Origin of the sequence: Pseudomonas chlororaphis, assembly GCF_001921865.1 — a bacterium.
GTDB classification, from domain to species: domain Bacteria; phylum Pseudomonadota; class Gammaproteobacteria; order Pseudomonadales; family Pseudomonadaceae; genus Aquipseudomonas; species Aquipseudomonas chlororaphis_D.
This window is the reverse complement of the sequence record NZ_MSCT01000019.1, coordinates 72,675-96,294: the sequence shown is the minus strand read 5'-3', so window position 1 is coordinate 96,294 and position 23,620 is coordinate 72,675. Positions and strand designations below refer to the sequence as shown.

Annotated in this window: 16 protein-coding genes; 5 read left to right on the top strand and 11 right to left on the bottom strand. The window is 64.3% G+C overall.

Annotated features, from left to right (window positions below; all coding sequences use genetic code 11):
• The 10 genes from BTN82_RS20540 to BTN82_RS20495 all read right to left on the bottom strand — a co-directional run bounded on the left by BTN82_RS20540 (window position 1) and on the right by BTN82_RS20495 (window position 17,667).
• Window positions 1-2,949: an HD domain-containing phosphohydrolase gene (locus BTN82_RS20540; RefSeq protein ID WP_075120944.1), complete on the bottom strand. Its 2,949-nt coding sequence runs from the start codon at window positions 2,947-2,949 to the stop codon at window positions 1-3.
• A 206-nt stretch (window positions 2,950-3,155) separates the two neighbouring features.
• Window positions 3,156-5,351 carry an ATP-binding protein gene (locus BTN82_RS20535; protein ID WP_075120943.1) on the bottom strand — a complete coding sequence of 732 codons (2,196 nt, stop codon included), beginning with the start codon at window positions 5,349-5,351 and terminating at the stop codon, window positions 3,156-3,158.
• An 8-nt stretch (window positions 5,352-5,359) separates the two neighbouring features.
• Window positions 5,360-5,986 carry a response regulator transcription factor gene (locus BTN82_RS20530; RefSeq protein WP_075120942.1) on the bottom strand — a complete coding sequence of 209 codons (627 nt, stop codon included), beginning with the start codon at window positions 5,984-5,986 and terminating at the stop codon, window positions 5,360-5,362.
• A gap of 302 nt (window positions 5,987-6,288) precedes the next feature.
• Window positions 6,289-11,334 (bottom strand): hemagglutinin repeat-containing protein, encoded by a 5,046-nt coding sequence (locus BTN82_RS20525; protein WP_075120941.1) that lies wholly within the window; start codon window positions 11,332-11,334, stop codon window positions 6,289-6,291.
• 108 nt (window positions 11,335-11,442) lie between these two features.
• The gene (locus BTN82_RS20520) at window positions 11,443-13,167 is read right to left on the bottom strand and encodes a ShlB/FhaC/HecB family hemolysin secretion/activation protein (protein ID WP_410002835.1); all 1,725 of its coding nucleotides are present in this window, start codon (window positions 13,165-13,167) and stop codon (window positions 11,443-11,445) included.
• Window positions 13,168-13,864: 697 nt separating this feature from the next.
• Window positions 13,865-15,196 carry a deoxyguanosinetriphosphate triphosphohydrolase gene (locus BTN82_RS20515; RefSeq protein WP_075120940.1) on the bottom strand — a complete coding sequence of 444 codons (1,332 nt, stop codon included), beginning with the start codon at window positions 15,194-15,196 and terminating at the stop codon, window positions 13,865-13,867.
• A 134-nt stretch (window positions 15,197-15,330) separates the two neighbouring features.
• Window positions 15,331-16,494, bottom strand: a complete 1,164-nt coding sequence (locus BTN82_RS20510) for an EAL domain-containing protein (protein ID WP_075120939.1) — start codon at window positions 16,492-16,494, stop codon at window positions 15,331-15,333.
• A gap of 132 nt (window positions 16,495-16,626) precedes the next feature.
• Window positions 16,627-16,968: a hypothetical protein gene (locus BTN82_RS20505; protein WP_075120938.1), complete on the bottom strand. Its 342-nt coding sequence runs from the start codon at window positions 16,966-16,968 to the stop codon at window positions 16,627-16,629.
• On the bottom strand, window positions 16,965-17,351 hold the full coding sequence (locus tag BTN82_RS20500; RefSeq protein WP_075120937.1) for a phage holin family protein: 387 nt from the start codon (window positions 17,349-17,351) through the stop codon (window positions 16,965-16,967). The genes BTN82_RS20505 and BTN82_RS20500 overlap by 4 nt, the downstream gene beginning before the upstream one ends.
• A gap of 1 nt (window position 17,352) precedes the next feature.
• Window positions 17,353-17,667, bottom strand: coding sequence for a YqjD family protein (locus tag BTN82_RS20495; protein ID WP_075120936.1), 315 nt, complete (start codon window positions 17,665-17,667; stop codon window positions 17,353-17,355).
• Between the two features lie 328 nt (window positions 17,668-17,995).
• Here BTN82_RS20495 and BTN82_RS20490 point away from each other — a divergent pair, with 328 nt between their 5' ends.
• The gene (locus tag BTN82_RS20490; protein ID WP_075120935.1) at window positions 17,996-19,204 is read left to right on the top strand and encodes an ammonium transporter; all 1,209 of its coding nucleotides are present in this window, start codon (window positions 17,996-17,998) and stop codon (window positions 19,202-19,204) included.
• A gap of 44 nt (window positions 19,205-19,248) precedes the next feature.
• Here BTN82_RS20490 and BTN82_RS20485 read toward each other — a convergent pair whose 3' ends face one another.
• Window positions 19,249-21,207, bottom strand: a complete 1,959-nt coding sequence (locus BTN82_RS20485; protein ID WP_075120934.1) for a monovalent cation:proton antiporter family protein — start codon at window positions 21,205-21,207, stop codon at window positions 19,249-19,251.
• A gap of 216 nt (window positions 21,208-21,423) precedes the next feature.
• Here BTN82_RS20485 and BTN82_RS20480 point away from each other — a divergent pair, with 216 nt between their 5' ends.
• The 4 genes from BTN82_RS20480 (at window position 21,424) to BTN82_RS20465 (ending at window position 23,541) form a co-directional block, all read left to right on the top strand.
• Window positions 21,424-21,660, top strand: a complete 237-nt coding sequence (locus tag BTN82_RS20480) for a glutaredoxin family protein (protein WP_075120933.1) — start codon at window positions 21,424-21,426, stop codon at window positions 21,658-21,660.
• A 97-nt stretch (window positions 21,661-21,757) separates the two neighbouring features.
• Window positions 21,758-22,186, top strand: coding sequence for a S24 family peptidase (locus BTN82_RS20475; RefSeq protein WP_075120932.1), 429 nt, complete (start codon window positions 21,758-21,760; stop codon window positions 22,184-22,186).
• Between the two features lie 56 nt (window positions 22,187-22,242).
• On the top strand, window positions 22,243-22,563 hold the full coding sequence (locus BTN82_RS20470; RefSeq protein WP_075120931.1) for a transcriptional regulator: 321 nt from the start codon (window positions 22,243-22,245) through the stop codon (window positions 22,561-22,563).
• 87 nt (window positions 22,564-22,650) lie between these two features.
• A complete protein-coding gene (locus BTN82_RS20465) occupies window positions 22,651-23,541 on the top strand; it encodes a pseudouridine synthase (RefSeq protein WP_075120930.1) in 891 nt (296 codons plus the stop codon).
• The last annotated feature ends 79 nt before the right edge of the window (window positions 23,542-23,620 follow it).

The following is a 23,620-nucleotide window of genomic DNA, read 5'->3' as shown; positions in this document are numbered from 1 at the left end:
TCAGGCACTGAGCCCGGCCTTGTTCAGCACGACCCCGGGGTCTACCGCATCGATCTGCTGCGGCTCCATGAAACTGTCGGCATAGTGCTGGTAGATCCCGTTCTGGATGAACAGCTCGAACAACTCCGGATCGATATGGGCGTCGCGGCACATGGCGGCCATGATCCCCAGCGCTTCGCTCAGGGTCTTGCCCTTCTTGTAGGGGCGGTCCGCCGCGGTCAGGGCTTCGAAGATATCGGCGATCGCCATCATCCGCGCCGGCAGGCTCATCTGTTCCCGTTTCAACTGCCGGGGGTAACCGGTGCCGTCCATTTTCTCGTGGTGGCCGCCGGCGATCTCGGCGACGTTGTTCAAATGGCTGGGGAAGGGCAGGTGGCTGAGCATCAGGATGGTCTGCACCATGTGGTGATTGATCACATAACGCTCTTCGCGGGTCAGCGTGCCCTTGCCGATGCTCAGGTTATACAGCTCGCCGCGGTTGTACTTGTTGGGCGGTACGTCGAGCTTGAAGCCCCAGGGGTTGTCCGGGGGGATCAGTTCGGCGGGGTTGCGCTCGATCAGGTGCTCGGGTTTGTCGGCCAAGAGGTGTTCGGTGACGGGCAGGGGCGGCGTCGGCGTGCGTTGCTGGCGGCGGTTTTCTTCCCAGGACACGCCCAGACGGTCGTCCAGCGTCCGGCTCCAGGTGCGTCGGGCAATCCTGGCCAGGCGCTGCAGATCGTCCTCGGCCATGGCCTCGCTGCCCAGGTTGCAGCGGGCGATAAAGGCAAAGTCGTCGTCCAGCCCGGCCAGCCCGGCATCGCGGATCGCTGCCAGTGAGGCTTCGTCGCCGCCTGCGGCACGCGCCTGCCAATAGTCGATCCAGACGTCGCGCTTGAGCACCTCGAAGCGGGTGCGGATCTCGTGGATGCGGTCGTTGAGGGTTTCCAGCTTGGTCGCCTTGTCCACCACGTATTCGGGGGTCGTGACCTTGCCGCAATCGTGCAGCCAGGCCGCGATATGCAGCGCTTCCCACTCTTCTTCGGTGGGTTGGTAGGTGCTGAACGCCGGTTGCTGGCTGGCGGCGGCAGCCTGGGCCAGCATCAGGGTCAGCGCCGGGACCCGCTGGCAATGCCCACCGGTGTAGGGGCTCTTGGCATCGATGGCGCCGGCCAGCAACTGGATGAATGCATCGAGCAATTGCTTTTGCCGGTTTTGCAGGCGCTGGCTTTCGATGCTCACCGCCGCGGCGCCGGAAACCGCCTGCAGGAATGCAATGCGATCCGGGCGCAGCTTGTCCAGGTCGGCTTCCTGGCCGCTGTCGGCCAAGAGCAGGACGAGAACGCCGACGGTTTCGTTATGACGGTTGTGCAGGCGGATACCGATCAGGTGAACGCTGGGGCATTGCATGGCCAGCAACACGCTTTGCAGGTCGCCTGCGTGCTCGAACCCCAGGGTGGTGACCACGTTTTCGTCGTTCGCCAGTTGCTGCAGCCAGACCGGCCCCGTGCCGTGCTGGGTGTCCTGGCCCTGGATGTCGAACGCCCGCGGGTCCTGGACGTCGCCGGCGATGATAAGGCCATGGGGCTCCAGGCTCATGCCTTCGTTTTCGCGCAGGTAGATCAACCCGGCCTGGGCCTGGCCGATCTTCATGGTTTCAAACAGCACCCGTTGCAGCAGCGGGTCGAAGCGGGTTTCCGCGGACAGGCTGGCGGTGATTTCGAAAAAGCTCGCCAGAGTGTCCTTCATGCGGGCCATCGACACACTCAACTGGTCGACCTCCAGCACGGGCGAGCGGCGCGCCAGCGGGTAGTTGAAGTCGAAGCTGCGAATCGCGTCGGCCTCCTGCACCAGGGCGCGCAGCGGCTTGACCAGCGCGCGGGACGTCAGCCAGCCGAGCGGCAGGCACAGCAGCAGAATGCTCAGGGTGATCAGCGCGCCTTGCCAGCGCATGCGATAGGCGTCCGCCAGCAGTTCGTCCTCGGGCACCAGCAGCGCCAGTTGCAAACCCTGTGGCCCGCCCTCCTGCAGATGGCGGCTGGCGACTATCCACTGGCGGTCCTTGAGCCGCAGGCGATTGCCCTCGGCCTTGCCTTGCAACAGGGCGTCGAGGGCCGGGTGCAGGTCGTTGGCGCGGATCAGCCGAGCGCTCTGTGCCTCGACGATCAGGCGGCGGCTGTCCGGGTAGGCCACCGCATTGCCGTGGCTGTCCACCAGGGCGATTTCGGTGTTGGGCGTGACCCGATGCTTGGCCAGGGTGCCCGACAGTTGTTCCAGGGTCAGGTCGGCGCCCATGACCGCGCTGTTGCCGCTGCGGCGCGCCAGGGTAGTCCCGACATTGCGGGTCGAGAAAAAGACGTACGGTTCGGTGGTGATCTGCTCGGTGTCGTCCTTGGCGTTGGTAAACCAGTTGCGGCCGCTCGGGTCGTAGGCCTCCTGGGTATTGTCGCGACGGCTGACGAGGGCCAGGGCGGCATCGTAGAACAGCGACTGCGAGCGCAACTGCCCGCTGCTGCGCTCGCGTTCGATGCTCCAGACTTCATAGGCCGCGGCAGCGGGCGCCTGGCGGAGGTCTTTCAAGGCCTGGTTGCGCAGGGGGCGGACCATGAAAAAATCGCCGTCGGTATAGCCCACATACAGGGAGGCCAGTTCGGGGTTGTCTTTCAGCGATTGGGCGAAAGGCCTGAGCAGCGCCAGGCGTTGTCCGAGGTCGGTGGCCTGAACGGCTGGGTTATCCACCAGCAGGCTGAGCAGGTGGCGGATGGGTTCGTAGGTCGCCTCCAGGTCGAGCTGGACGTCTTGTTCGATGCGCTGGAACAGTTTTTCGCTGCTGGAGAGGATGATGCGGGTGGTCTGCTGATAGTTGAAAACACCGAGTACGACGCCGGTCAGCAGGAGCAGGCAGGTAAACATCGCACTGATGTGCACATGGAGAGGCAATCGGCGTTTATCGAACGGCGGCATGCTCGGCATTGCAGCTCTCTCCAGGGGCGCGTCACGCGCAATTCAACGTTTTCAGCATAGTTAAGGCAGGGGCATCGTGCTCAAGGGGGCGGCTCGATGGCCGCCGCCAAACCCCTCCCGGCAGGGGCTTGCCAAAGGGGGTGGGAATGACTGGCAGGATAGTGGCCTTTTGATATTTTTCTCGCAAGTAGCCTGTGAAAGGCCGTGCCTGGCCATCAGTGCGGCATCGCGTTGTCCTGTTGATCGAGTTGCCACAGCAAGGCGCGTTCGAGTGTGAGCATGGCCTGTTCCAGAGTGCTTCGGCACAGCGTCAGGGTGTGTTCGTCCGCGCCTTGCAGGCTGGCTTGTTCCAGGGCCTGGCACTGCGTTTCGAGGTCCTTGGCCTGCACCATCAGGGCCGAGCCCTTGATCTTGTGGGCGAGTTCGGCCAGTGCCTGTGGCGCCTGGTCGCAGCGCAGGTCCATCAGTTGCTGGCGGTCCCGGTAGCTGCAATGCAACAGCTCGCTGAGGATGCGCAGGATGAACTGCGGTTTGCCGCGGCACAGGCTGTACAACGCCTTCAGGCTGAATACGCCGTGCCAGGGCAGCGCTGGCAGGCCGGCCAGCTTCTGCCCGAGGGACGCGAGCCCGACGGGCTTGAACAGGCATTCATCGAGGCCGGCCTGTGCGCACTGCTGCCTGCTCTGCGAGTCGGCGTTGGCGGTCACCCCGAATACCCGGCAGGGGGCGCGGGACTCCAGGCGCTCCCGCTCGCGGATGGCCCGGGTCAGGTCGTAGCCGTTCATGCCCGGTACGTTGCAGTCGACGATCAGCAGGTCGAAGAACCCAGCGCGCCAGATCTCGAGGCCTTGCACGCTGTCATTGGCGGTGCGGCAGCGGTGGCCGAGGAAACGCAACTGCTCGCTGAACAGCATGCGGCTGGCCGAATGATCCTCGACCACCAGCACGTTCAGCGCCTGGCCGGGCTGAGGGACAAGTCGCTCGGCGCGAGTCGCGGGCAGTTGCGCGGGCCGGCAGGCGAGTTGCAGCACCATCCGTACTTCGGTGCCGATGCCCGGCTGGCTGGTCAGTTGCAGGGTGCCTTGCATCTGCTCGCAGAGATGGCGGCAGATGCTCAGGCGATTCGCGCCGCCATGCCCTGAAAGGGGGCGGGCCCGGGGCAGGGCAGTGAACAGCCGTTGTTGATCCTGCGGGTCGATGCCGAGGCCGCTGTCCGTCACCTGCAATATCAGTTGCAGATGCCGCGCCTGCGTGGACGGTTGCAGTTCGAGGTGGACCCTGACCTGGCCTTGTTCGGTGAACCTGAGGGCGTTGCGCAGCAGGTTGTCGAGAACCTGCTTGAAGCGCAGCGGGTCGAGCAGGACGTCGGCCGGTTCGATGCTGGAGCGAAAGGTTGGCAGCAGCTTGAGCTGCTTTTGCCGGGCCTGGCTGGCGAACGCCCCGACGATGGCGTCGACCTGCTCGCGCGGGTCCAGCCATTCGGGCAGTAGCTGCAGCTGTCCCGATTCGATGAGGGCGATATCCAGGGCAGCGTCCAGCAGGGTCTGTATTTCCCGGGCCGAGCGCTGGGCCATCTCGAGGAGCGGGCGCTCCGCAGGCTGGCCGTCGGCCCGTTGCAGGAGCAGTTCGAGCAGGCCGGTCAGCGCATTCAGGGGCGCACGCAGTTGCTGGCGGGTGCTGGCCAGGAATGCGCTGTTGCTCCGGCTGGCGGTTTCGGCCTGTTGCGTGGCGGCGGCGAGGCCGTCGGCGAGCTCGTGTTGCGCGCTGATATCGATCCAGCCGGCGACAACGCCCTGGACCTCGCCGCTGGCGTCGCGGTAGGGCCGGACCCAGTGCTGCACGGTCAGCATTTGCCCGTTCAGGAGCAAGGTCCGTTCAAGTGACAGCGGGCGGTCCTGCGCCATGGCTTGCTGGTAGTCGGCATGATGTTCGCGAGCCTGCCCGGGATCGTCCAGGAGACCCTGCAATGCGCTTGTGCCGATGATCTCTTCGCGCTGGACGGCAAGCCGTTCCAGGTAGCTGGCGTTGCAGTAGAGCAGCAGGCCCTGGCGGTCGCGGACATACGCCGGATGGGGCAGGCCGTCGACCCAGGCCTGCATCAGTTCCAACTGCTGCCTGAGGGCCTGTTCGGCCTGGCGCTGGCGGGTCCGGCAGCGGTGCAACCAGGCATTCCAGCCCAGGGAGGCCAGAAATGGTATGCCGAGGCCGCCGAGCAGGAGCAGCCCGCGATCGGGTTGGCGGTCGCTGCCCGGGAGCGTGGCGGCGGGTTCGGCACAGGGCGTCGTGCCGACGCAGGCATGGAGTTCCGGGGTTGCGGGTAGCCGTTGCCCGGCTTCGCTCGGAGCAGGAAAAAGAGCGGCCCAAAAGACCATGGCCAATGCCGTCGAATAATAAGGGATGAGTTTGAACATCCTGTGGCTCATACCAGTTCGTGGCGTTGTGCCAACTCGATAAGTTCGGCCATGGAGTGCGCGCGAAGTTTGTGCATGATTCTTTTTTTATAGGTACTGACGGTCTTGCCGCTGAGAAAGATGCTGTTGGCTATTTGCGTACTGCTGCCGCCCTTGGCAAACAGTTGCAAGACCATGAGTTCGCGGTCGCTGAGCAACATCAAGCGGTTCAGTTCGTTGTTGGAAGTTTCGTCCTCACGCGGGTTTTGCAAGGCATGGCTTGGAAAATAGTTGTAACCGCAGAGTACGGCCTTCATGGCACTGAGCACTTCGCTGAGGTCTTCCTGCTTGCACACGTAGCCACAGGCCCCGGCCTGCATGCAGCGTGCCGCGAACAGGGCCGGCGATTGCGCCGTCAGCACCAGTACCCGCAGCGATTTGTCCAAGGCGGCGAAGCGCAACAGCAACTCCAGGCCGTCGAGCTTGGGAATGCTGATATCGAGCACGATCAGGTCCGGCAAGCTGTCGCGCACCATTTGCAGGGCATCGACGCCGTTATCGGTTTCACCGACGATCTTATAGCCTTCATGTTCCAGCAACATGCGGATTGCCAGACGGATAACAGGGTGGTCGTCGATGATGAAAACAGAACTCATGGTCAAGCCCGTGCAAGTAGATACAAGGCTGGACCATAGCGCAGGCAGGGCAGTGGATATATGCGGGTTAAGGCGGGGTTGGGGACAATAAGGCAGTTCTTACATGAAAGACGGGTTCGGATTACAGCTGTTTGGCTGCTGGAAGTAGGAATGAGTGTCCGACTATGTAAAAGGTAAGGAGATGTTGGTCGTTTAACGTACTGTTTCCGCCGGACGATCCGAGAGGTTGAGCGAGCCTTGACCGCTGCCCAGGCCAGGCTGCCCCCCGGTCAAGGGGGGCAGCCGATCAGCGAGCGCTTGCCTCAGGGCGCTTTTTCGTCAATGCCGGCTTGCAGCAGCTGGCTGTCGCTGTGGCCGCCGACGCGCAGCAGCCCCACGTTGAACGACTGATCCTGGCGGGTCGCGTCGTCCTGCTTGCGGGTCAGCTCATCCTTGGCCCCGAGCGCCAGGTTGAGCGGCGACTTCGACAGGTTGAGCCCGACGTCGGCGCGGTAGTCCGTGCCGGCCAGGTCGGTGCGCTTGACCTGCGAGCCGCCGAGGTCGACCTTGCCTTCGCTGGCGCTGATCCGCGCGCCGCTCAGGTGGGTGTCGCGCGCCACCTGCAGGTTGACCCCCTGGGTACCGCTGATGCCCGATGCCTGGGCCACGCTGTCCTTGCTCTGGCGGCTGACATTCAGGTTCAGGGTCGGGGTGTAGGAGGTGTTGCCGCTCTTGTCGCCGAACAGCACGCCTTCGGCGATGTTGGCCACTTTGGCGCCGGGGGTGGTTTTCTCGCTGACGGCGTAGCTGTCGCTGGTTTTCGGCCAGACCCGCTGCTTCAGCCCGGAGAGGCGGTCGCCCAGGGCCTCGGTCTTGTCGGCGAGGTAGCCCTTGGCCTTGTCCACGCCGCGGCCGAAGGCGCCGCGCGGTTCCGGGTTGACGTCATAGCTGCCGCTGCGGCTGAGCTTCTCGCCCAGGCGTTCCTTGGCGATCTCGGCCTTGTTCACCAGGTTGTCCTTGGCCGAGGCCAAGTGCTCGGTGCCTTTGTCGACGGCGTTCTCCAGCTTCCCGCGATGCTTGTCGAAACCGCCTTCGGCCTTGGCTTGCAGCTTGTCCTTGAGCGGGCCGGTCTGCCTGGTCAGCTTGTTGACTACGCCCGGCTGGTTCTTCTCGGCATCCAGGCGCGCGTCGAGGTTGACCGTGGTGCTGCTGAGTTGGTCCTTGCGGCTTTCCACGTTCAGTTCGCCGCCAATCCGCCCATTGACCCGATTGGCCTCGATGAGCGCGCCAGCCAGATGGGTGTCGCGCGCACTGTTGAGGGCGACCTCGTTAGCCTTGATCAGGCTGTTGTGCTGGGTGGTGCTGTGCACCTGTGCGACGTCGATCTTGGCCCGGGCATAGATGCCGCGATCGGTTTTCGGCGAATCGTGCTCGCCGGCGTCGGCCCGGGTGGTCTTGCCGCCGGTGCCGCCGGCGCCCAGGGTCAGGCCCCAGTTATTGTGCGCCTGGCTCGATTGCGCCGACTCCTGGTAGATCCCGCCCTTGTCGGCACGCAATTCGACGCTGTCGGCCTTGATCTGGGTGCCTTGCAGGTGGAGCGCGGTGTCGCTGTCGGAGCCGCTGGCGAGCACGACCTTGCCGGTGCTGTGCAGTTGGCCGCCGGTCTGGCTCTGGTCCTGTTCGGCCACTCGGCCGATGTTGAAGTTGGCGCTCAGGCTGGCGTTCTTGCCGCTGCTCTGCTCGCTGCTGGTTTTGCCGGCCCCGGCGGTCAGGCCGCCGCCCAGGTTGCTGCCCTGGCTGCTGTGGCTGTCGACCGCGGCTTGCAGGTCGAGCTTGCCGCCGGCGTTCAGGCTGATATCGCCGACCTTGGCGGTGTCGCTGCCGATGGTGGTGCCCTGCAGGGTCAGGTCGCCGCCGCTGGACAGCTCGATCGGACCCTTGCCCTGGATCGTCGCGACCCGGGCCTGGCTGTCTTGTTGGTCCAGGCGCTTGTGGTCCAGTTGCACCCCGGCGCCGACGTTGAGGTTGTTGCCGTTGGCGCCCGGGCTGGTGCCGACGGTGAGCGCGGCATCGCCGCGCAGGCTGGAGTCGCTGCTGGTCTGGCGGTCGTTGGCCTGGTTCAGGGCCAGTTCGCCGCCCGCGTGCAGCTTGACGCCGGCCGCGCCGCCGTCGAAGCGGCTGCCCTCGTACTGGCCGTCGCCTTTGAGCGTGATGTCCACGCCCTGGCTGCCGGCATAGCTGCCGACCACTGCCTGGCTGCTGTCGCTGCGTTTGTCGCTGCTGCCGCCGGCACCGCTGCCACGCACATTGATGTCTTCGCCGGTGGTGGTGTAGACCCGCACGCCAGCCTTGGCATCCAGAGCCTGTTCGCTGCTGCTGTGGGTGTTGCTGGCGGCCTTGGCCAGATGGCTGCCGGCGTCGATGTCCAGGGCGCCGTTGGTGGCCTTGTAGCTGCTGCCTTCGTCCTGCAACTGGCCGGTTACCTCGACACCTACCTGGCCGCCGGTGAACTGGCTGACCACCGCGGTGCTGCTTTGCTCGGTGCGCTGTTTGTTCTGATGGCCGACTTCCACGTCCAGCCCGACGTTGGGCTGTTCCAGGGCGTCGAGCAGGCCCGGTTGATGGAACTTGCGCTGGGCCACGCCTTCGATGGCTTTCTCGATCGGGCGGGTAAGGCCTTTGTATTCGACGTTGGCGCCGACATCGGCGCTCCAGGTGTTTTCCTTGTGGCTGCTGGACTCGGTGTTGTGCGCCGCGCGGTTGTCGACTTGCTCGGCATTGACTTGCAACTTGCCGCCTGCTTTGACTTGCGCGCCTTCGGTCACCAGGGTATTGCCGGCCTTGATGGTCAGGTTGCCGGTGGCGGTGATACCGGTGGTGTTGGCAGTGCTGCTGTCGCGGCTGTCCTGGGTTGTGCCGTGGGAGAATTCCGCGCCGCTGCCGGCCTTGTCCAGGCCGCCGGTGTAGTAGAAACCGCCGCCCGTGGTGCGGGTGTCGGTGGTGCTGCTCTGGGTGTCGTGATCGGCCAGCAGCTCGACCCGCTTGCCGCTGAGTTTGATATCGCCGCTGGCGGTTTTCAGGTCGCTGTCCTTGACGCTCGGGTCGCTGCCGGTGGCCTTCAGGTCGGCGCCCTTGACGCTCGGGTCGCCGCCGGTGGCTTTCAGGTTGGCGCCCTTGACGCTCAGGTCGCCGCCCGCGGCCAGTTCCAGGCTGCCGCCGCTGAGGGTTGTCGCCTGTTGCCGGGTGTCGTCGCTCTTGACGGTTTGCTCGCGGTCCTCGTAACGCACCCCGGCACGGTATTGCCGGGTGCCCGGGGCATTCTCCTTGGCATAGGCGTCGAAGCCGCGGGTGTGGCTGGTGCTCTCGCCCTGCGCGGTGTTTTGCGTCGAGTCGATCTTGATGTCGCCCTTGGCGTCGGCCTTGAGTTCGCCTTTCGCGGCCACGTGCGCGCCGCTGATGGCGATGTCCTTGGCGCTTTTGAGTTCGAGGTTGCTGTCCGAACGCAGGTCGCTGGTGACGGTGGTGCTGCCCTTGAGGTTCTGCCGGTTTTCGTCCTTGGTGATGCCGAAGAACTTGCTGTCCTTGCTGTAGCTGTTGTCGTGGGAGCGGTCCTGAACGCCGTCGATGGTCAGCGAGCCGGTGTTGCTGATCACGCTGGCCTGCTTGCCTCCGCGGGCCTGGCTGCCGCTGATGCGGACCTCGTCGGCCTTGACGATCAGGTCGCCCTGGGCGTTGACCTTGCTGCCCTTGTTCAGGGTCTTGCCCTTGTCGCCGTCGCCGTTCTTGCCGAAGAAGCTGCCGCCGACCAGGTCGCCGGAATAAGACTTGTCGCTGTTGCTCTGGGTGCGGCTGACGGTGCCGATGTCCACCTGGCTACCGGTCAGTTTGATATTGCCGGGGCTGGTCAGTTCGGCACCCTGCAATTGCAGCTGCTGTTTGCTGGCGAGGTTGATCTGATCACCGGCTTCCAGCTGGCTGATGATGCTGCGTTGTTCGCTGCTGGATTTGTCCCAGTTGGCTTTCCACAGATGCTTGCGGTGGTTGCCCTGGTCGCGTTGCGCGTGGGTTTCGGTGGCGGCCGTCAGGCGCAGGTCGGCGCCGCTGTCGATCTTCAGGTTGTTGCCGGCCTTGACCTGGCTGGCCTGGAGTTCGGCGTTGCCGCGGGCCTTGAGCTCGGCGTCGCGCCGGGCGGTCAACTGGTTGCCGTGCTGGCGGCTGTCGCTGTCGGTCAGGGTGCGGTCGTAGGTCTGCCAAGTGATACCGATGGTGCTGTTGCTCCACTGCTCGCGCTTTTCCTGGAGCTTGCGGCTTTCGATGGCGCTCAGGGTCAGGTTGCGCCCGGCGTCGAGCTTGATGTCGCGGGCGCTGACATCGGTGGCGGCCAGGGTCAGGTCTTTGCCGCTGCGCAATTCGATGTCGCCCTCGCTGCTGTGCACGCCGGCACGGACGGCCTCGAGGCTGTCGGGCCGGGCCTGGCCGCTGATGTGCAGATCGCCGGCGGAGCGGATATCGACCCCGTCGCGGCCCTTGACCTGGACCGCGCCGACGCGCACCCCGGCGCCCTCGGCGGTGCTGACGATGTTGATGCGTCCGGCCTGCATGGCGCCGAACAGGCTGGCGTCGATGCGCCGTTCAGCCGTGTTGCCGGCCGGGTCGACGTTCTTCACCTTACCGCTGGCCGGGTCGACGCCGTTGCGCCCTACGGTGAGGTTGAGCTGGTTTTCGGCAGTGATTTCGCCTCGGCTGTCGATACGCGGGGCGATCAGGTTGATGCTGCCTTTGTCGTTGCGCAGGCCACGGTCCTGGATCGTCAACTGGCCCTCGGCGCCACGGGTGCTCAGCTCGTTCAGCTTGCCGTCCTGAAACTCGGGCTTGCCGACCAGCAGGCTGGCGTTCGGAGCATTGATGAAGCTGCCGCCGTTGACCGAGATGCCGTTGGGGTTGGCCAGCACATAGTCGGCGGGGCGGCCGAAGATCTCCTGGGCGCCGTTGATCGTCGAGGCGTTGCGGCTGATCACCTCGTTGAGAATCACGCTGGCGTCCTGGCCATGGAACTGCGGGTTTTTGGCCAGTTGCCCGGCCAACTGCGACACGCCCGACTGCAAGGCATTGTTCAGGACCACGCCCTTGTCGCCGACGTTGTAGTCGAGGAACTGGTTATGGGAAAGCCCGTTGCCGTTGGGGGCGACGATGTTGACGATCGGTACGCCGTTCTGGTTTTGCAGTTGCGGCAGGCCGCCGGGGCCCTGGGTCACGATGATATCGCCGGCCAGCGCCTGCGGCAGCTGGGACAGCAGGAGCAGGCCGGCAATGGCCAGGCGCAGTTTGCCCCGGGGGGACAGGTGGAACGCAGGTATGTAGTCGGGCATAAAAAGCTCTCTATGTGTGTGCCGAGTGGCCGTGCGCGCTGTTCGTTGCAACGCTGCTGTGTCGTGTCCGGGCTCGGCTGTTTCAGGCTGATGCACGGTTAGGGGGCCTCAGATCTGTAGGCTCAGGCGGGTCAGCCAGGTGGGCGACTCATGGTGAAAACGTTGCGGCGTTTCCAGGCTCTGCTGGTAATCGACATCGACCTGCAGGTTCTTCCAGCTCAGGTTGAGGCCGATGCTGGCGCCGCTCAGGCGTTCGCTGCTGGCACCTTCTTGCGCCTTGATCCGACCGTGGTCGAAGGCCAGGCGCGGGGTCAGCTTGACCGGCAGATCGTTCTGCAGCGGCAGGCGCAGGGTGTTGCGCCAGATGCCGCCGATGGCGCCCGAGGCGCTGTTCTCGCGATAGCCGCGCACGGCGGAGTCGTCGGTGCCCAGCAGTTGTTCGATGGCCGGCAGCGGGTCCGGGCTGTATTGCAGCGACAGTTGGCTCTGCCACTGCCAGGGCTGGTCGCCGATGCGGCCGTTGCGCCATTGGCTGAGGCTGGAGCGGTATTTGCGGAACTGCGCTTGCGGCAGGTTTCTCTGCACCTGCTGCGAGTCGCGGTCGGCGCCGAGCCAGGTCAGGCCCTGGGCATAGTTGACATCCAGGTTCCACACCGCGCCGTCGAGCCAGAAGAAATTGAGCCCGGCCTCGGCCACGGTCAGGGTCGGGCTCTGGATGCCCAGGCGGACTTTCTCCAGGTAGCTGTCGACATCCTTGTGGGCCAGTTGCAGGTTGGCGCTCAACTGGTGCCCCTGGTCGCGCCACAGCACCCGGTCGGCGCGCAGGCTGAGCTGGTCGGTGCGTCCGCTGTTGTAGAGGGTCGTGCTGCTGACCTTGAACGGTGCGCGGTACTCGGCGTGGCTGGCGAACAGGCTGTAGGTCCAGTAGCCGTAGGGGATCGAGTAGAAAACGCTGGCCGTACGGCTGTAGCGCGGGCCGTGATTGAGGGTGTCGCTGAAGTTCAGGTTGAGCGCGTCGTTGAGCTCCAGCGGGCTGTCGAGGCCCAGGTTGACGGAGTTGCGATCGCGCCCGGTACTGGCGCTGCCGAGGTTATCCACACCCAGCCCCAAGGCCCAGCGCGAGGCGGCGCTGCCGCGCGGGCGCAGGACGATCCGCGAGGCGCCGGGCTGGCTGCCGGGGGCGATGTCGGCGGTCAGGTCGACGGAGCGCAAGCGGTTGAGCTGGTCCAGGCCCTGTTCCAGGTCGCGCAGGTTCAATGGTTTGCCCAGCATCCCGGGAAAGGCGCCGCGCAGGGATACCGGCAGGCTCTGGTCGGCCAGCTCGACGGCCTCGACATAACCTTCGTCGACCACGATATCCAGCGAGTGGCCGTCGGCGGGGGCGCTGCTCAGGTAGGGGCGGCTGGCGATGTAGCCGGCGTCCGCATAGGCCCGGGTGATCTGCGCCAGCAGGCGGTTGATCCCGTTCACCCCCATGCAGGGGGAGATAAAAGGTTCGAGCTGGCGGTTCAACAGGTCTTTCTTGAACAGCGTGACCCCGGCGATCCGGGTGCCGCTCAGGGCCCAGCACTGTTCATCCTCGGCGCTGTCGACGGCCTTGTCGGGGGTGACCGCGGGCGCGCCGAAGCTGCCGCGCTGCAACTGGCGCTGGCGTTGTTCCAGTTGCAGTTGTTGCAGGTCGCGTTGTTGTTGCTGTTGCAGGCGCAGGGTTTCCTGGCCGGGTTGCGGCATATCGGCGGCGGCCACCGGCAGGGCCGCGGCCAGCAGCGAGAGCAGCAGCCAGCGGCCAAGGCCGGGGTGACAGCTTGGGTGGCTTGAGGACGTGTAAGGCACTCGACATCCTTAAATAGTGGAAAACGGACGAGGAAGTGCGGGAACGACTTATCGGCACGGATGTATTCCGTGTAATCACTTCCATTTTGACGCTTGAGTCCTGGGAGCGTTCTTTGTTACAGCGAAGGGCGAAATTATTTTGAAAATGGCTGTTGAACCAACTGACGAGATTGAAGTTTCAATGTGGTTTGTTAGTTCGCTTGCTATTTATTTAGTGCCGATTGTTCGGCAGTTTGAAGAGGAATTATCTTGAGCTGAATAAGACTTGTCTGAAAAGACTAACGGAAACGTCAAAATGGATTTGTACGTCATTTGTAAGCATCGGAGGCCAGCGAAGGCCTTGTATTTGAAGGGGGAGGGAGCCGGGAGAGGGGTAGGTGTATCGAAAGGTAAAGGTAGGATGTTTGGTTGTTTCGTTAACGATCCGTTTAATTCAGGCGAGTCGGGTTGTCTGCCGGTCGGCATGTATCGGTCAATGTCGCTAGTTATAGAGCAAGTGCTCTAGGGGTGTGTCCGATGAACTTTTCGAGGGTGAGCGACAGTATGACGTCGTGTGAAGTGGTGGAACGGAGAAGTTGAAGTAACGGAGATGTTCAGTTATCGCCTGATTAGCGACTAGGGGAATCCCTTAGTTGTCGGTTGATGAAAAAGCCTCGAACGGCCACCTCGTTTATTGAGGTGGCCGTTCGACGGCGGCTCATTGCGGGCTGGAGCGCCCGGTCATTTCCCGGGCCATCTCGCTGGCGTAGCTGTCGGTCATGCCGGCGATGAAGTCGATCATGCGCAGGAACGAAGCGTGCAGCGAGCCGTTCGGATTCGGCGCGTTATTGCCCAGCAGATCGAGAATCCGCCGGTTCTTGAACGACGGGCTGCGGCCGCCGTGCTGTTCCAGGGCGGCGCCGCACAACGCGTTGAGGAGGATTTCCAGGGTGGTGTAGGCACCGATCTCGTGCAGGGTCTTGCGCTTGTCCTGGAAGATCTTCTTGCGGGCGATGTCCTTGGCGTTGAGCACGCAACGCTTGGCCGGGCCGTGCATGTGCTCCACCAGGTCGCCGTGCAGGGTGCCGCTGAGCAGGGCGTCCTGCTGTTCGACGAAGGCCCGTGCCGCGGCATTGGTCAGGTGTTCGATGGCCTTGCCGCGCAGGATCGCCAGTTTGCGCCGGCGCGAGTCTCCCGGGCCGAGTTGGCGATAGGTTTCCGGCAGGTCGTCGCCCACCAGGCCGAGCAGCAGCGACTCGACTTCGGCGTATTCGAGCAGCTCCATTTCCAGCCCGTCCTCGAGGTCGATCAGGGCATAGCAGATGTCATCGGCGGCCTCCATCAGATACACCAGCGGATGGCGTGCCCAGCGTTGTTCCTCGAGTTGCGGCAGGCCGAGCTTGGCGGCGATCTGTTCGAGCAGCGGCAGTTCGCTCTGGTAACAGCCGAACTTGTGCTTCTTGTAGCCCAGGGAGTCGGCGTGGCGCGCGGTCCAGGGGTACTTCAGGTAGGTGCCGAGGGTGGCGTAGGTCAGCCGCATACCGCCGTCGAACTGGTGATATTCCAGCTGGGTCAGTACCCGGAAACCCTGGGCGTTGCCTTCGAAGTTGAGGAAGTCATTACGCTCGTTGTCGCTCATCGCATCCAGCCAGCCACGCCCGGCGGCCTGCTGGAACCAATGGCGGATGGCATCTTCGCCGGAATGGCCGAACGGTGGATTGCCGATGTCGTGGGCCAGGCAGGCCGATTGCACCACCATGCCCAGATCGCTCGGTTCGCACCAGTCGGGCAGGGCGTCGCGAATGGTTTCGCCGACCCGCATGCCCAGGGAACGCCCGACGCAACTGACTTCCAGGGAGTGGGTCAGGCGGGTGTGGATATGGTCGTTGCTGGAGACCGGGTGCACCTGGGTCTTGCGTCCCAGGCGGCGGAAGGCGCCGGAGAAGATGATGCGGTCGTGGTCTTTGTGGAAGGGGCTGCGGCCGAGTTCTTCAGGGCTGTGCAGCGGCTTTCCGAGGCGTTCGCGGGTAAGCAGGGTATGCCAATCCAAGGCGGGTCTCTCCGTCGAATGACTGATGGGCTAGCTTCCCGGTTCGCGCCTGCCGCTGCAAGTGGAACAAACGGCCGGCGCGCGGGGTTCGTGCGCTGGTCGACGTCGAATGCCAGGGGCGACCGCGCGGGCCGCTAGAGCCCGGCCGCGTCGATATCGATCAGCAGCAGGCGCCGGCCCTGGTCGAAGAACTGCCCGGCGGTCAGGCAGTACTGGTTGCTGGTGGCATCGCGGTAGGTGTTCGACAGGGTCAGCCGCCGCTCGTCCCAGCCTTCGGCCAGCAGGTGATAGAAATACGGACGCCATGACCAGTTGTGGCCGACGTAGCTGGGGTCGGCCTGCCAGCGCTTGTTGCGCCATTCCAGGTTCGGCGTCAGTTGGGTGCCGTGACGATCGCACTGATAGAAACGCAGCAACCAGGGAAAGGCATCCAGCTGCGGCAGGCGCTCGATCGGCGCTTGGGCTTGAGCCCAGTCCTGCAGGAGGTTCATCAGCTCCGCCAGTTGCTGGCGCAGTTGCATCAGGCGTCCGCGTTCGGCGAGTTTCTGCTGGACATAGCGTTCGCGCTGCCGGGCAAAGGGCGCGACGAAGGCATCGCTGGCGAAGAACTCCCGCTCGGCCCGGGCGAACAGGAAACCCTGCACATACCGCGAGCCGCATTCCAGGGCGAAGTTGAGCTCGCTTTCGCTTTCGACGCCCTCGGCGATGATCCAGCAGCCGGTTTTCTCGGCCATCTGCGCCAGGGCCTTGACCACGTCGCTGCTGGGACCGCCACGGGCCGCCGCCTGGAACAGGCGCATGTCGAGCTTGAGGATGTCCGGTTGCAGGGCCAGCACGCGGTCGAGCTGGGAGTAGCCGGCGCCGAAGTCGTCGATGGCGATGCGCGCGCCGGCTTCGCGGTAGCGCGCCACCACTTCGCTGAGGCGTTGGCTGTCGCCGCTCAGTTCGGTGATTTCGAAGACCACGCGCCGCGGATCGACGCCGTGCTGCTGCAATTGCTTGAGGCTGGGCAAGGGTTGGCCGGCGCGTAGGCGGCTGATCCAGCGCGGCGAGATATTGAGGCTCAGGAACCACTCCGCGGGCGCTGCGTGCAGGCGGCTCAGGGCGTCGGCGCGAATCAGCCGGTCGAGTCGCCGCAGGCTGGTCGCGGAGTTTCGCGGATCGCTGAACAGCGGGCCCACCGACAACAGCTGGCCGTTGGGTTGACGCAGGCGGCCCAGGGCTTCGACCCCGGCGATACGGCCGGTGGCGGTGTCGATGAAGGGTTGAAAGCAGGCAAGCGGTTGCCCGTCGATCACGGGGCCTCCTTGGTTGGTCTTGTGGGCCTGGTGCCGGTACCTGCGAACAGGCACGGCCCGACCTCTGGCAAGAGGTCGGGCGCGGGGCTTATTCAAGAAACGATTGCAAGAATGCAGCCAGATGGCGGCCGCTCAGTTTTTACCCGAGGTGCCTTGCATGACCAGTTTGATCAGCGGCAACAGGCCGGCGCTGAGGCGTACCAGCCGGGCGAAGCTTTTGACGCTGCCGCTCTTCGCGCCCTTGCCCGTCAGAAAACCCAGCAGGGTCACGGCGGCCACGCCCCACAACGGCGCGTGCTTGATGCCGAACCCCTGTTGCCAGCTCTGGCCCAGGCCGCGTACCCGCTGCAAGGGTTGCAGCAGTTGCTGGGATTCGTGACGGATTTTCTGGCGGTGCATTTCCATGCGCAGGCGGATCAGCGCCTTGCGCATCTCGCGTCGGGAGTTGGTTTGCGGGATTTCAGGCAGGCTCATGGCAGCAGGCGCTCCCGGTCGTTGGCCAGCTCTTCGAGGGTGGCGTGGAAGGGCGAGGACTCATCGAAAATCGCGGCCTTCAGGCGCATGGCGCAGAACAGCGCGGCCAGCGTATAGAAGACGCACAAACCGATGATGGCGGCCAGGCGATAGGTGTCCCAGAACAGGATCAGCACCAGGGCCGACAGGCCTACCAATAGCAGCAGGGCGAACACCAGGGCCAGCCCGGCGAACAGCAGCAGGCTGACGGTGCGGGCTTTCTGTTCCTGCAACTCGATGCCGAACAGTTCCACATGGCTGTGCAGCAAGCCCAGGAACGCAGCGCCCAGGCGCCGTGGAGAGGAGCCTTGAGCCGTGGACGAGGCGGATTCGTCGATAGCCATATCAGCGCCGGGTCGCCAGCAGGCCGATCAGGAAGCCCACGCCCGCGGCGATGCCCACCGCTTGCCAGGGGTTGCTCTGGACATAGTCTTCGGTGGCGGTGACCGCTGCCTGGCCGCGTTCGCGCAGGGATTGCTCGGTCAGTTGCAGGGTCTCGCGGGCACGCAAAAGGCTGTCGTGAATCTGCGTGCGCAATTCGTCCGCCTGATCGCCGGCCAGGGTCGCGGTGTGTTCCAGCAGACGCTCCGTGTCACTGACCAGTGCCTGAAAGTCCGCCATCAGTGTTTCTTGAGCCGTCTTGGTGGTTTTGCTGGTCATGGTTATCTCCGTAGTGGCGTTCGAATGTTTCGAGTATGAGCCTTGCGCGAAGGTTCAGTGCAATTGTCTGGTACAGCTTTTGCTTTGTACTGGTGCGTAAACGCGGGTGGTTGCGCCGAAAGCGCGCAGGACGCAGCGCATGGCCGGTAAAACCTTACCCTAAAAAATCAACACTTATGGAAACACCCTCGAGCGCTGCACCGACTCGAAAAAGCGCTGCGCCAAAACAGGTCGAAATCCGCGGGCCGAGAACGCCTGCGGGACCAAATTGGTGCAAAAACGCTAGAGCGGCTCGAGGAAGGTTCCTGATATCAGGTCTGCCCATTCCATGGAAAATCTGCAAAGCGCTGTGGACACTCTGGTCCATGGTTCCAACACTCTGTTCATCCTGATCGGCGCGGTCATGGTCCTGGCCATGCATGCCGGCTTCGCGTTCCTCGAGGTCGGCACGGTACGCCAGAAAAACCAGGTCAATGCGTTGTCGAAGATCCTCAGCGACTTCGCCGTCTCGACCCTGGCCTATTTCTTTATAGGCTATTGGATTTCCTACGGCGTCAGCTTCCTGCAACCGGCGGCGGTGATCAGTGCCGATCACGGTTACGGGCTGGTGAAGTTCTTCTTCCTGCTGACGTTCGCCGCGGCCATTCCGGCGATCATCTCCGGCGGCATCGCCGAGCGGGCGCGGTTCGTCCCGCAGCTCTGCGCCACGGCGCTGATCGTGGCGTTCGTCTACCCGTTCTTCGAGGGCCTGGTGTGGAACGGCAACTACGGTCTGCAAGCCTGGTTGCAGAAGAGCTTCGGCGCGAGCTTCCATGATTTCGCCGGGTCCGTGGTGGTGCATGCCATGGGCGGCTGGCTGGCGCTGGCGGCGGTGCTGCTGCTCGGGCCGCGCAACGGCCGCTACCGCGACGGCAAGCTGGTGGCGTTCGCGCCGTCGAGCATTCCGTTCCTGGCGTTGGGGTCGTGGATCCTGATCGTCGGCTGGTTCGGCTTCAACGTCATGAGCGCGCAGACGTTGCAGGCGGTCAGCGGGCTGGTGGCGGTGAACTCGCTGATGGCTATGGTCGGCGGCACGGTGGCGGCGCTGATCGTCGGACGCAACGACCCGGGCTTCCTGCACAACGGCCCGTTGGCCGGGCTGGTGGCGATCTGTGCCGGCTCCGACCTGATGCATCCGGTGGGGGCATTGATCACCGGGGCGATTGCCGGCGCGCTGTTCGTCTGGTGCTTTATCGCGGCCCAGAGCCGCTGGAAGATCGACGACGTGCTGGGTGTCTGGCCGCTGCACGGGCTGTGCGGCGTGTGGGGCGGCATCGCCTGCGGGATCTTCGGCCAGAGCGCCTTGGGCGGCCTGGGCGGCGTCAGCCTGATCAGCCAGTTGATCGGCACCGGCCTGGGCGTCGTGGTGGCGCTGGCGGGTGGGTTGCTGGTGTACGGGGCGCTCAAGGCGTGCTGCGGCCTGCGCCTGACCCAGGAGCAGGAGTACTACGGCGCCGACCTGTCGCTGCACAAGATCGGCGCGGTCAGCCAGGACTGAAACGAGGCGGCCGCGGCCGGCGTCTCCAGCCGCGGCCCGGTCGATCATTGGCCGCCGAGCAGGCGCGCCTCCGACGCCTCGATGGCCGCCAGCGGGCCGGACATCAACACCGTATCGCCGGCCTGCAGCAGGGTGCCGTCGGCCAACTCCAGGTCGTTGCCGTCGCGCTGCACGCCTTGCACATCGACGCCCAGCTGATCCAGCCCCAGCTCGCCCAGGGCCAGGTTGCAGGCATGGGCGGCGGCACCCAGGTTCACCGCGTGCATCAGCACCCGCGGTTGGCCGCGATTGTCCAGCAGGTCGGTCTGCGCGCCATGGTAGAAACCGTGTAGCAGGCGATAGCGGTTGTGCCGCACTTCATCGACCTTGGCCTGTACCTGGTGCTCGGGCAGCCCGAGCATCACCAGGGCGTGGGACGCCAGCATCAGGCTCGACTCCAGCAGCTCCGGCACCACCTCGCTGGCGCCGGCGGCCTTCAGTTCGGCCAGCTGGCTGTCGTCCCGAGTACGCACCAGGATCGGTACCCTGGGGTTGATCCGGCGGGCGCCGTGCAGCACGTTGAGGGCGATTTCGGTCTTGTCGACTGCAATCACCAGCAGCCGCGCGCGTTCGAGCCCGACGGCGGCGAGTAGCTCGGCGCGACGGGAGTCGCCGTAATGCACGCAGCTTTCGCCGGCCGCGGCTTCCTGGACGCGCACAGGGTCATCGTCCAGGGCAATGAAACGCTGCTGTTCGCGGCGCAGGAAGCGGCCGATCGACTGGCCGACGCGGCCGTAACCGCAGATCACCACATGCCCTTGCAGGCCGGCGTTGAGGGCGCTGATTTCTTCCAGGTGCGCCTCTTGGTTCGGCTTGCGGTGCAGGCGCGCGGCAATGCCTGGGGCGGCGCGCAGCAGCAGGGGCGTCAGCAGCATCGAGCAGAACGTTGCGGCCAGCAGCAGGCCGCTCAGCTCGGCCGGCATCAACTGGCTCTGCTGCATCTGCGCCATCAGCGCAAAACAGAACTCGCCGCCCTGGGCCAGGGCCAGGCCACTGCGCCAGGCCGTTTCGCCGTCGCTGCCGCGCAGCTTGAGCAACAGCGCCACCACGGCGCCCTTGATCAGCATCAGGGCCAGGGTCAGGCCGAGGATCAGCAGGCCGTCGCTGGCGAACAGTTGCAGGTCGATCAGCATGCCGATGCTGACGAAAAACAACCCCAGCAGGATGTCGCGGAACGGCCGGATATCGGCCTCGATCTGGTGCCGGTAGCGGCTTTCCCCCAGCAACATGCCGGCGAGGAAGGCACCGAGCGCCGGGGATAGGCCGAGCAGGTGGGTCAGCCAGGCGGTCAGCAGGACGATGACCAGCGCCAGCAGCACGAACAGCTCGGCGGAGTGCGAGGCCGCCACTTCGTGGAACAGCCGTGGCAGCAACCAGCGGCTGGCCAGAGCCAGGCCGACGAACAGCAGGGCGGTCTTGCCCAGTGTCAGGGGCAGCGCCCAGTACCAGGCCTGTTCGGTACTGCCGGCAAACACCGGGACCAGGGTCAGCAACAGCACGGCCACCACATCCTGGAACAGCAACACGCCGATCGCATTCTGCCCGTGGCTGCTGAAGATTTCCCCGAGGCTGCCCAGCTCCTTGCTGACGATGGCCGTGGACGACAGCGCCAACCCGGCGCCCAGCAGCAGGGCCGGGATCGACGGTACGCCGGCCAGGATCAGCAGGCTGCCGAGGACCGCGCCGCTGCACAGCACTTGCAGGCTGCCCAGGCCAAACACCACCCGGCGCAGGGCCAGCATCTTCGAGACGGAAAACTCCAGGCCCAGGGAAAACAGCAGGAACACCACCCCCAGCTCCGCGAGGTCAGGCAGGTTTTCGTTGTCGTTGACCCAGCCGAAAGCGGTCGGCCCCACCAGCAGGCCCACGCACAGGTAGCCCAGCACCGGCGGCAGGCGCAGGCGCCGGAACAGGGCAATCACCACCAGGGACGAGGCGAGGATGATCAACAGATTGGCGAACACAGATATCTCCGGTCGGCGGATGGGGTGTACAGAGCGTAGAGGCAAAAAAAGCCGCGAGAATCGCGCAATCAACGCTTCGCGGCGCTGACCTGAGTCAGCTGCCTGGCAGAATGTTCGACGACGATCGTCGAGGGTGACCAAGGGCGCTGCTCATCGGTCGACGGCTTTTTCCAGCGGGCCTAGAATAAGCGCCTGTCTCTTTTCGGTCTGTATCTCATGCCTCCTGAATGTCAGTTGTTCGGCACCCTGGGTTGCCACCTGTGCGAACTCGCCGAGGCGGAATTGATGCCGCTGGTGGAGCATGGGCTGATGGTCGAGCTGGTGGATATCGCGGAAGACGAAACCCTGTTCGAGGCCTATGGCCTGCGTATTCCGGTGCTGCGCCGGGTGGATAGCGGCGCCGAGCTGGGCTGGCCGTTCGATGCCGAGCAGGTGGTGGCTTTTCTGCGCTGACCCGGCTTTCCGTTGGTCGACCTTCGTTGCAACTCCCTTGGCGCATTCCCGATTATTCGGTTACTGTATATGCATACAGCAATCAGGAAGGGCCGTCATGTCTCTCACAATCCTCGCGCGCGCCGAGCGTTTGCAGCATCTGTCGCCCGAACATGCAGGGCACGACGGATTGGCTGCCGGGCTCGAGTGCGAAAGCGGTTTTTCGCTGGACCGCACGGTGGGGCTCGGAGCGCCGCAGATCCGTGCGGTGCTGGTGGATGACGACAGCCTGCTGGGCTTCGGTATCTATCCCGGCGACCGGCTGATCGTCGACCGCTCGGCGGCCCCGGCCGTGGATCAATACGTGATGGTCCATCTCGATGGCGAAGAAACCTATGGCGTGCGCCTGCTGGCGCCCGATCCCAAGGGTGGGCTGCTGCTCAAGGCGGCGCGACCTTCGATTGCCCCTATCCCCTTGAATGACAGGGACGCGATGCAGATATGGGGCGTGGTGTTGTGGGTCGTCAGTTATGTCGGCCGTGGTTGATATCGATGCGCAGGGCAGCTGCTCAGTGGATGAACGAGAGGGTAGAAGGACGGATGATGGTCAATGTCGAACAATTGAAAAGCAGTGTGAACCGCATGTCCGCCGATGTGGTACGCGAAGCGGTGCTCGAACTGCGCCTGGATGGCCTGGTTACGGAAGGCAAGACGCCGTTCAACAAACTGCATTTCAATACCTGCTTTGCGGAAATCGAAGCCCTGTTCCAGCGTGCGGGTTATCACCGGCAACTGGACGTGGTGGGCTATCAGGGGCTGTTGTATGCCCTGTATGACCCGACCCGCTGGGAAGCGGTGGATGTCTTGCGCTGGCTGAAGGAGTTTACCGACGCCGCGGCGCAAGCCGGGGTCGCCCGCGCGTAGTTGTCGGGGCCTTCGGGAAACTCTCCTAGGCTCCTTGGGACCCCATGTTGGATAATGCCGCTCTGCATTGTCCGCTTGAGCTTTTGTATGTCCTCCGTACCTTTTTCCGCCGCACAGCAGCAGGCCAGTACCCTGTATCTGCCCCCCGGTTCATGGCCCACCGTGCTGGACTGTCTGTGCGAACACTTCAGTACCATCAGCCGTGAGCAGTGGCTGAGCCGGATCGCTCGCGGGCGAGTGCTCGACGCCCAGGGACAGCCGATCGATATCGACCTGGCGTATCGCGAAGGCCTGCGCATCCATTATTTCCGCGAAGTGCCCGACGAAAAGATCATCCCGGTGCAGGAGTCGATCCTCTACGCCGACGAGCACCTGGTGGTAGCGGACAAACCGCACTTCCTGCCGGTGACCCCAGCGGGTGAGTATGTCGAGCAAACCCTGCTGCGGCGCCTGATCCGCCGCCTGGACAACCCGCACTTGGTGCCTTTGCATCGCATCGACCGGCATACGGCGGGCCTGGTGCTGTTTTCGGCCAATCCCCACAGCCGTTCGGCGTATCAGTCGCTGTTTCCGACGCGCAGGATCGACAAACGCTACGAAGCCATTGCGCCGGCCCTGCCTGATCTTGAGTTTCCGCGCGTGCATAAAAGCCGTCTGGTCGATGGCGAACCCTTTTTCCGCATGCAGGAAGGGCCCGGTACCAGCAACACGGAAACGGCGCTGGACGTTCGGGAAAAAAACGGCGGGCTCTGGCGTTATGGGCTGTATCCGGTGACCGGTAAAAAGCACCAGTTGCGCGTGCACATGAGTGCATTGGGGGCGGCGATCTGTAACGACCCGTTTTATCCCGAGGTGCTCAAGGATGCCGAGGACGATTACGCCAATCCCCTCAAGCTGCTGGCCCAGGGGTTGCGTTTCAGCGATCCGCTGACAGGGGAAGAGCGTGAGTTCGAGAGTCGGATCACCTTGCAGTGGTAATCCCGGCAACCTGTGGCCGCCTCCAGAAACGATAAAGCCCGCGAAAGCGGGCTTTATGCATTCAAGGCTGTAACGCTAT

Excerpts from the sequence above, each read along its gene's own strand:
- BTN82_RS20480 (WP_075120933.1), top strand. The coding sequence starts at position 21,424 with ATGCCTCCTGAATGTCAGTTGTTCGGCACCCTGGGTTGCCACCTGTGC.
- BTN82_RS20475 (WP_075120932.1), top strand. The coding sequence starts at position 21,758 with ATGTCTCTCACAATCCTCGCGCGCGCCGAGCGTTTGCAGCATCTGTCG.
- BTN82_RS20495 (WP_075120936.1), bottom strand. The coding sequence starts at position 17,667 with ATGACCAGCAAAACCACCAAGACGGCTCAAGAAACACTGATGGCGGAC.
- BTN82_RS20505 (WP_075120938.1), bottom strand. The coding sequence starts at position 16,968 with ATGAGCCTGCCTGAAATCCCGCAAACCAACTCCCGACGCGAGATGCGC.
- BTN82_RS20500 (WP_075120937.1), bottom strand. The coding sequence starts at position 17,351 with ATGGCTATCGACGAATCCGCCTCGTCCACGGCTCAAGGCTCCTCTCCA.
- BTN82_RS20490 (WP_075120935.1), top strand. The coding sequence starts at position 17,996 with ATGGAAAATCTGCAAAGCGCTGTGGACACTCTGGTCCATGGTTCCAAC.
- BTN82_RS20470 (WP_075120931.1), top strand. The coding sequence starts at position 22,243 with ATGGTCAATGTCGAACAATTGAAAAGCAGTGTGAACCGCATGTCCGCC.
- BTN82_RS20530 (WP_075120942.1), bottom strand. The coding sequence starts at position 5,986 with ATGAGTTCTGTTTTCATCATCGACGACCACCCTGTTATCCGTCTGGCA.
- BTN82_RS20540 (WP_075120944.1), bottom strand. The coding sequence starts at position 2,949 with ATGCCGAGCATGCCGCCGTTCGATAAACGCCGATTGCCTCTCCATGTG.
- BTN82_RS20535 (WP_075120943.1), bottom strand. The coding sequence starts at position 5,351 with ATGTTCAAACTCATCCCTTATTATTCGACGGCATTGGCCATGGTCTTT.
- BTN82_RS20525 (WP_075120941.1), bottom strand. The coding sequence starts at position 11,334 with ATGCCCGACTACATACCTGCGTTCCACCTGTCCCCCCGGGGCAAACTG.
- BTN82_RS20465 (WP_075120930.1), top strand. The coding sequence starts at position 22,651 with ATGTCCTCCGTACCTTTTTCCGCCGCACAGCAGCAGGCCAGTACCCTG.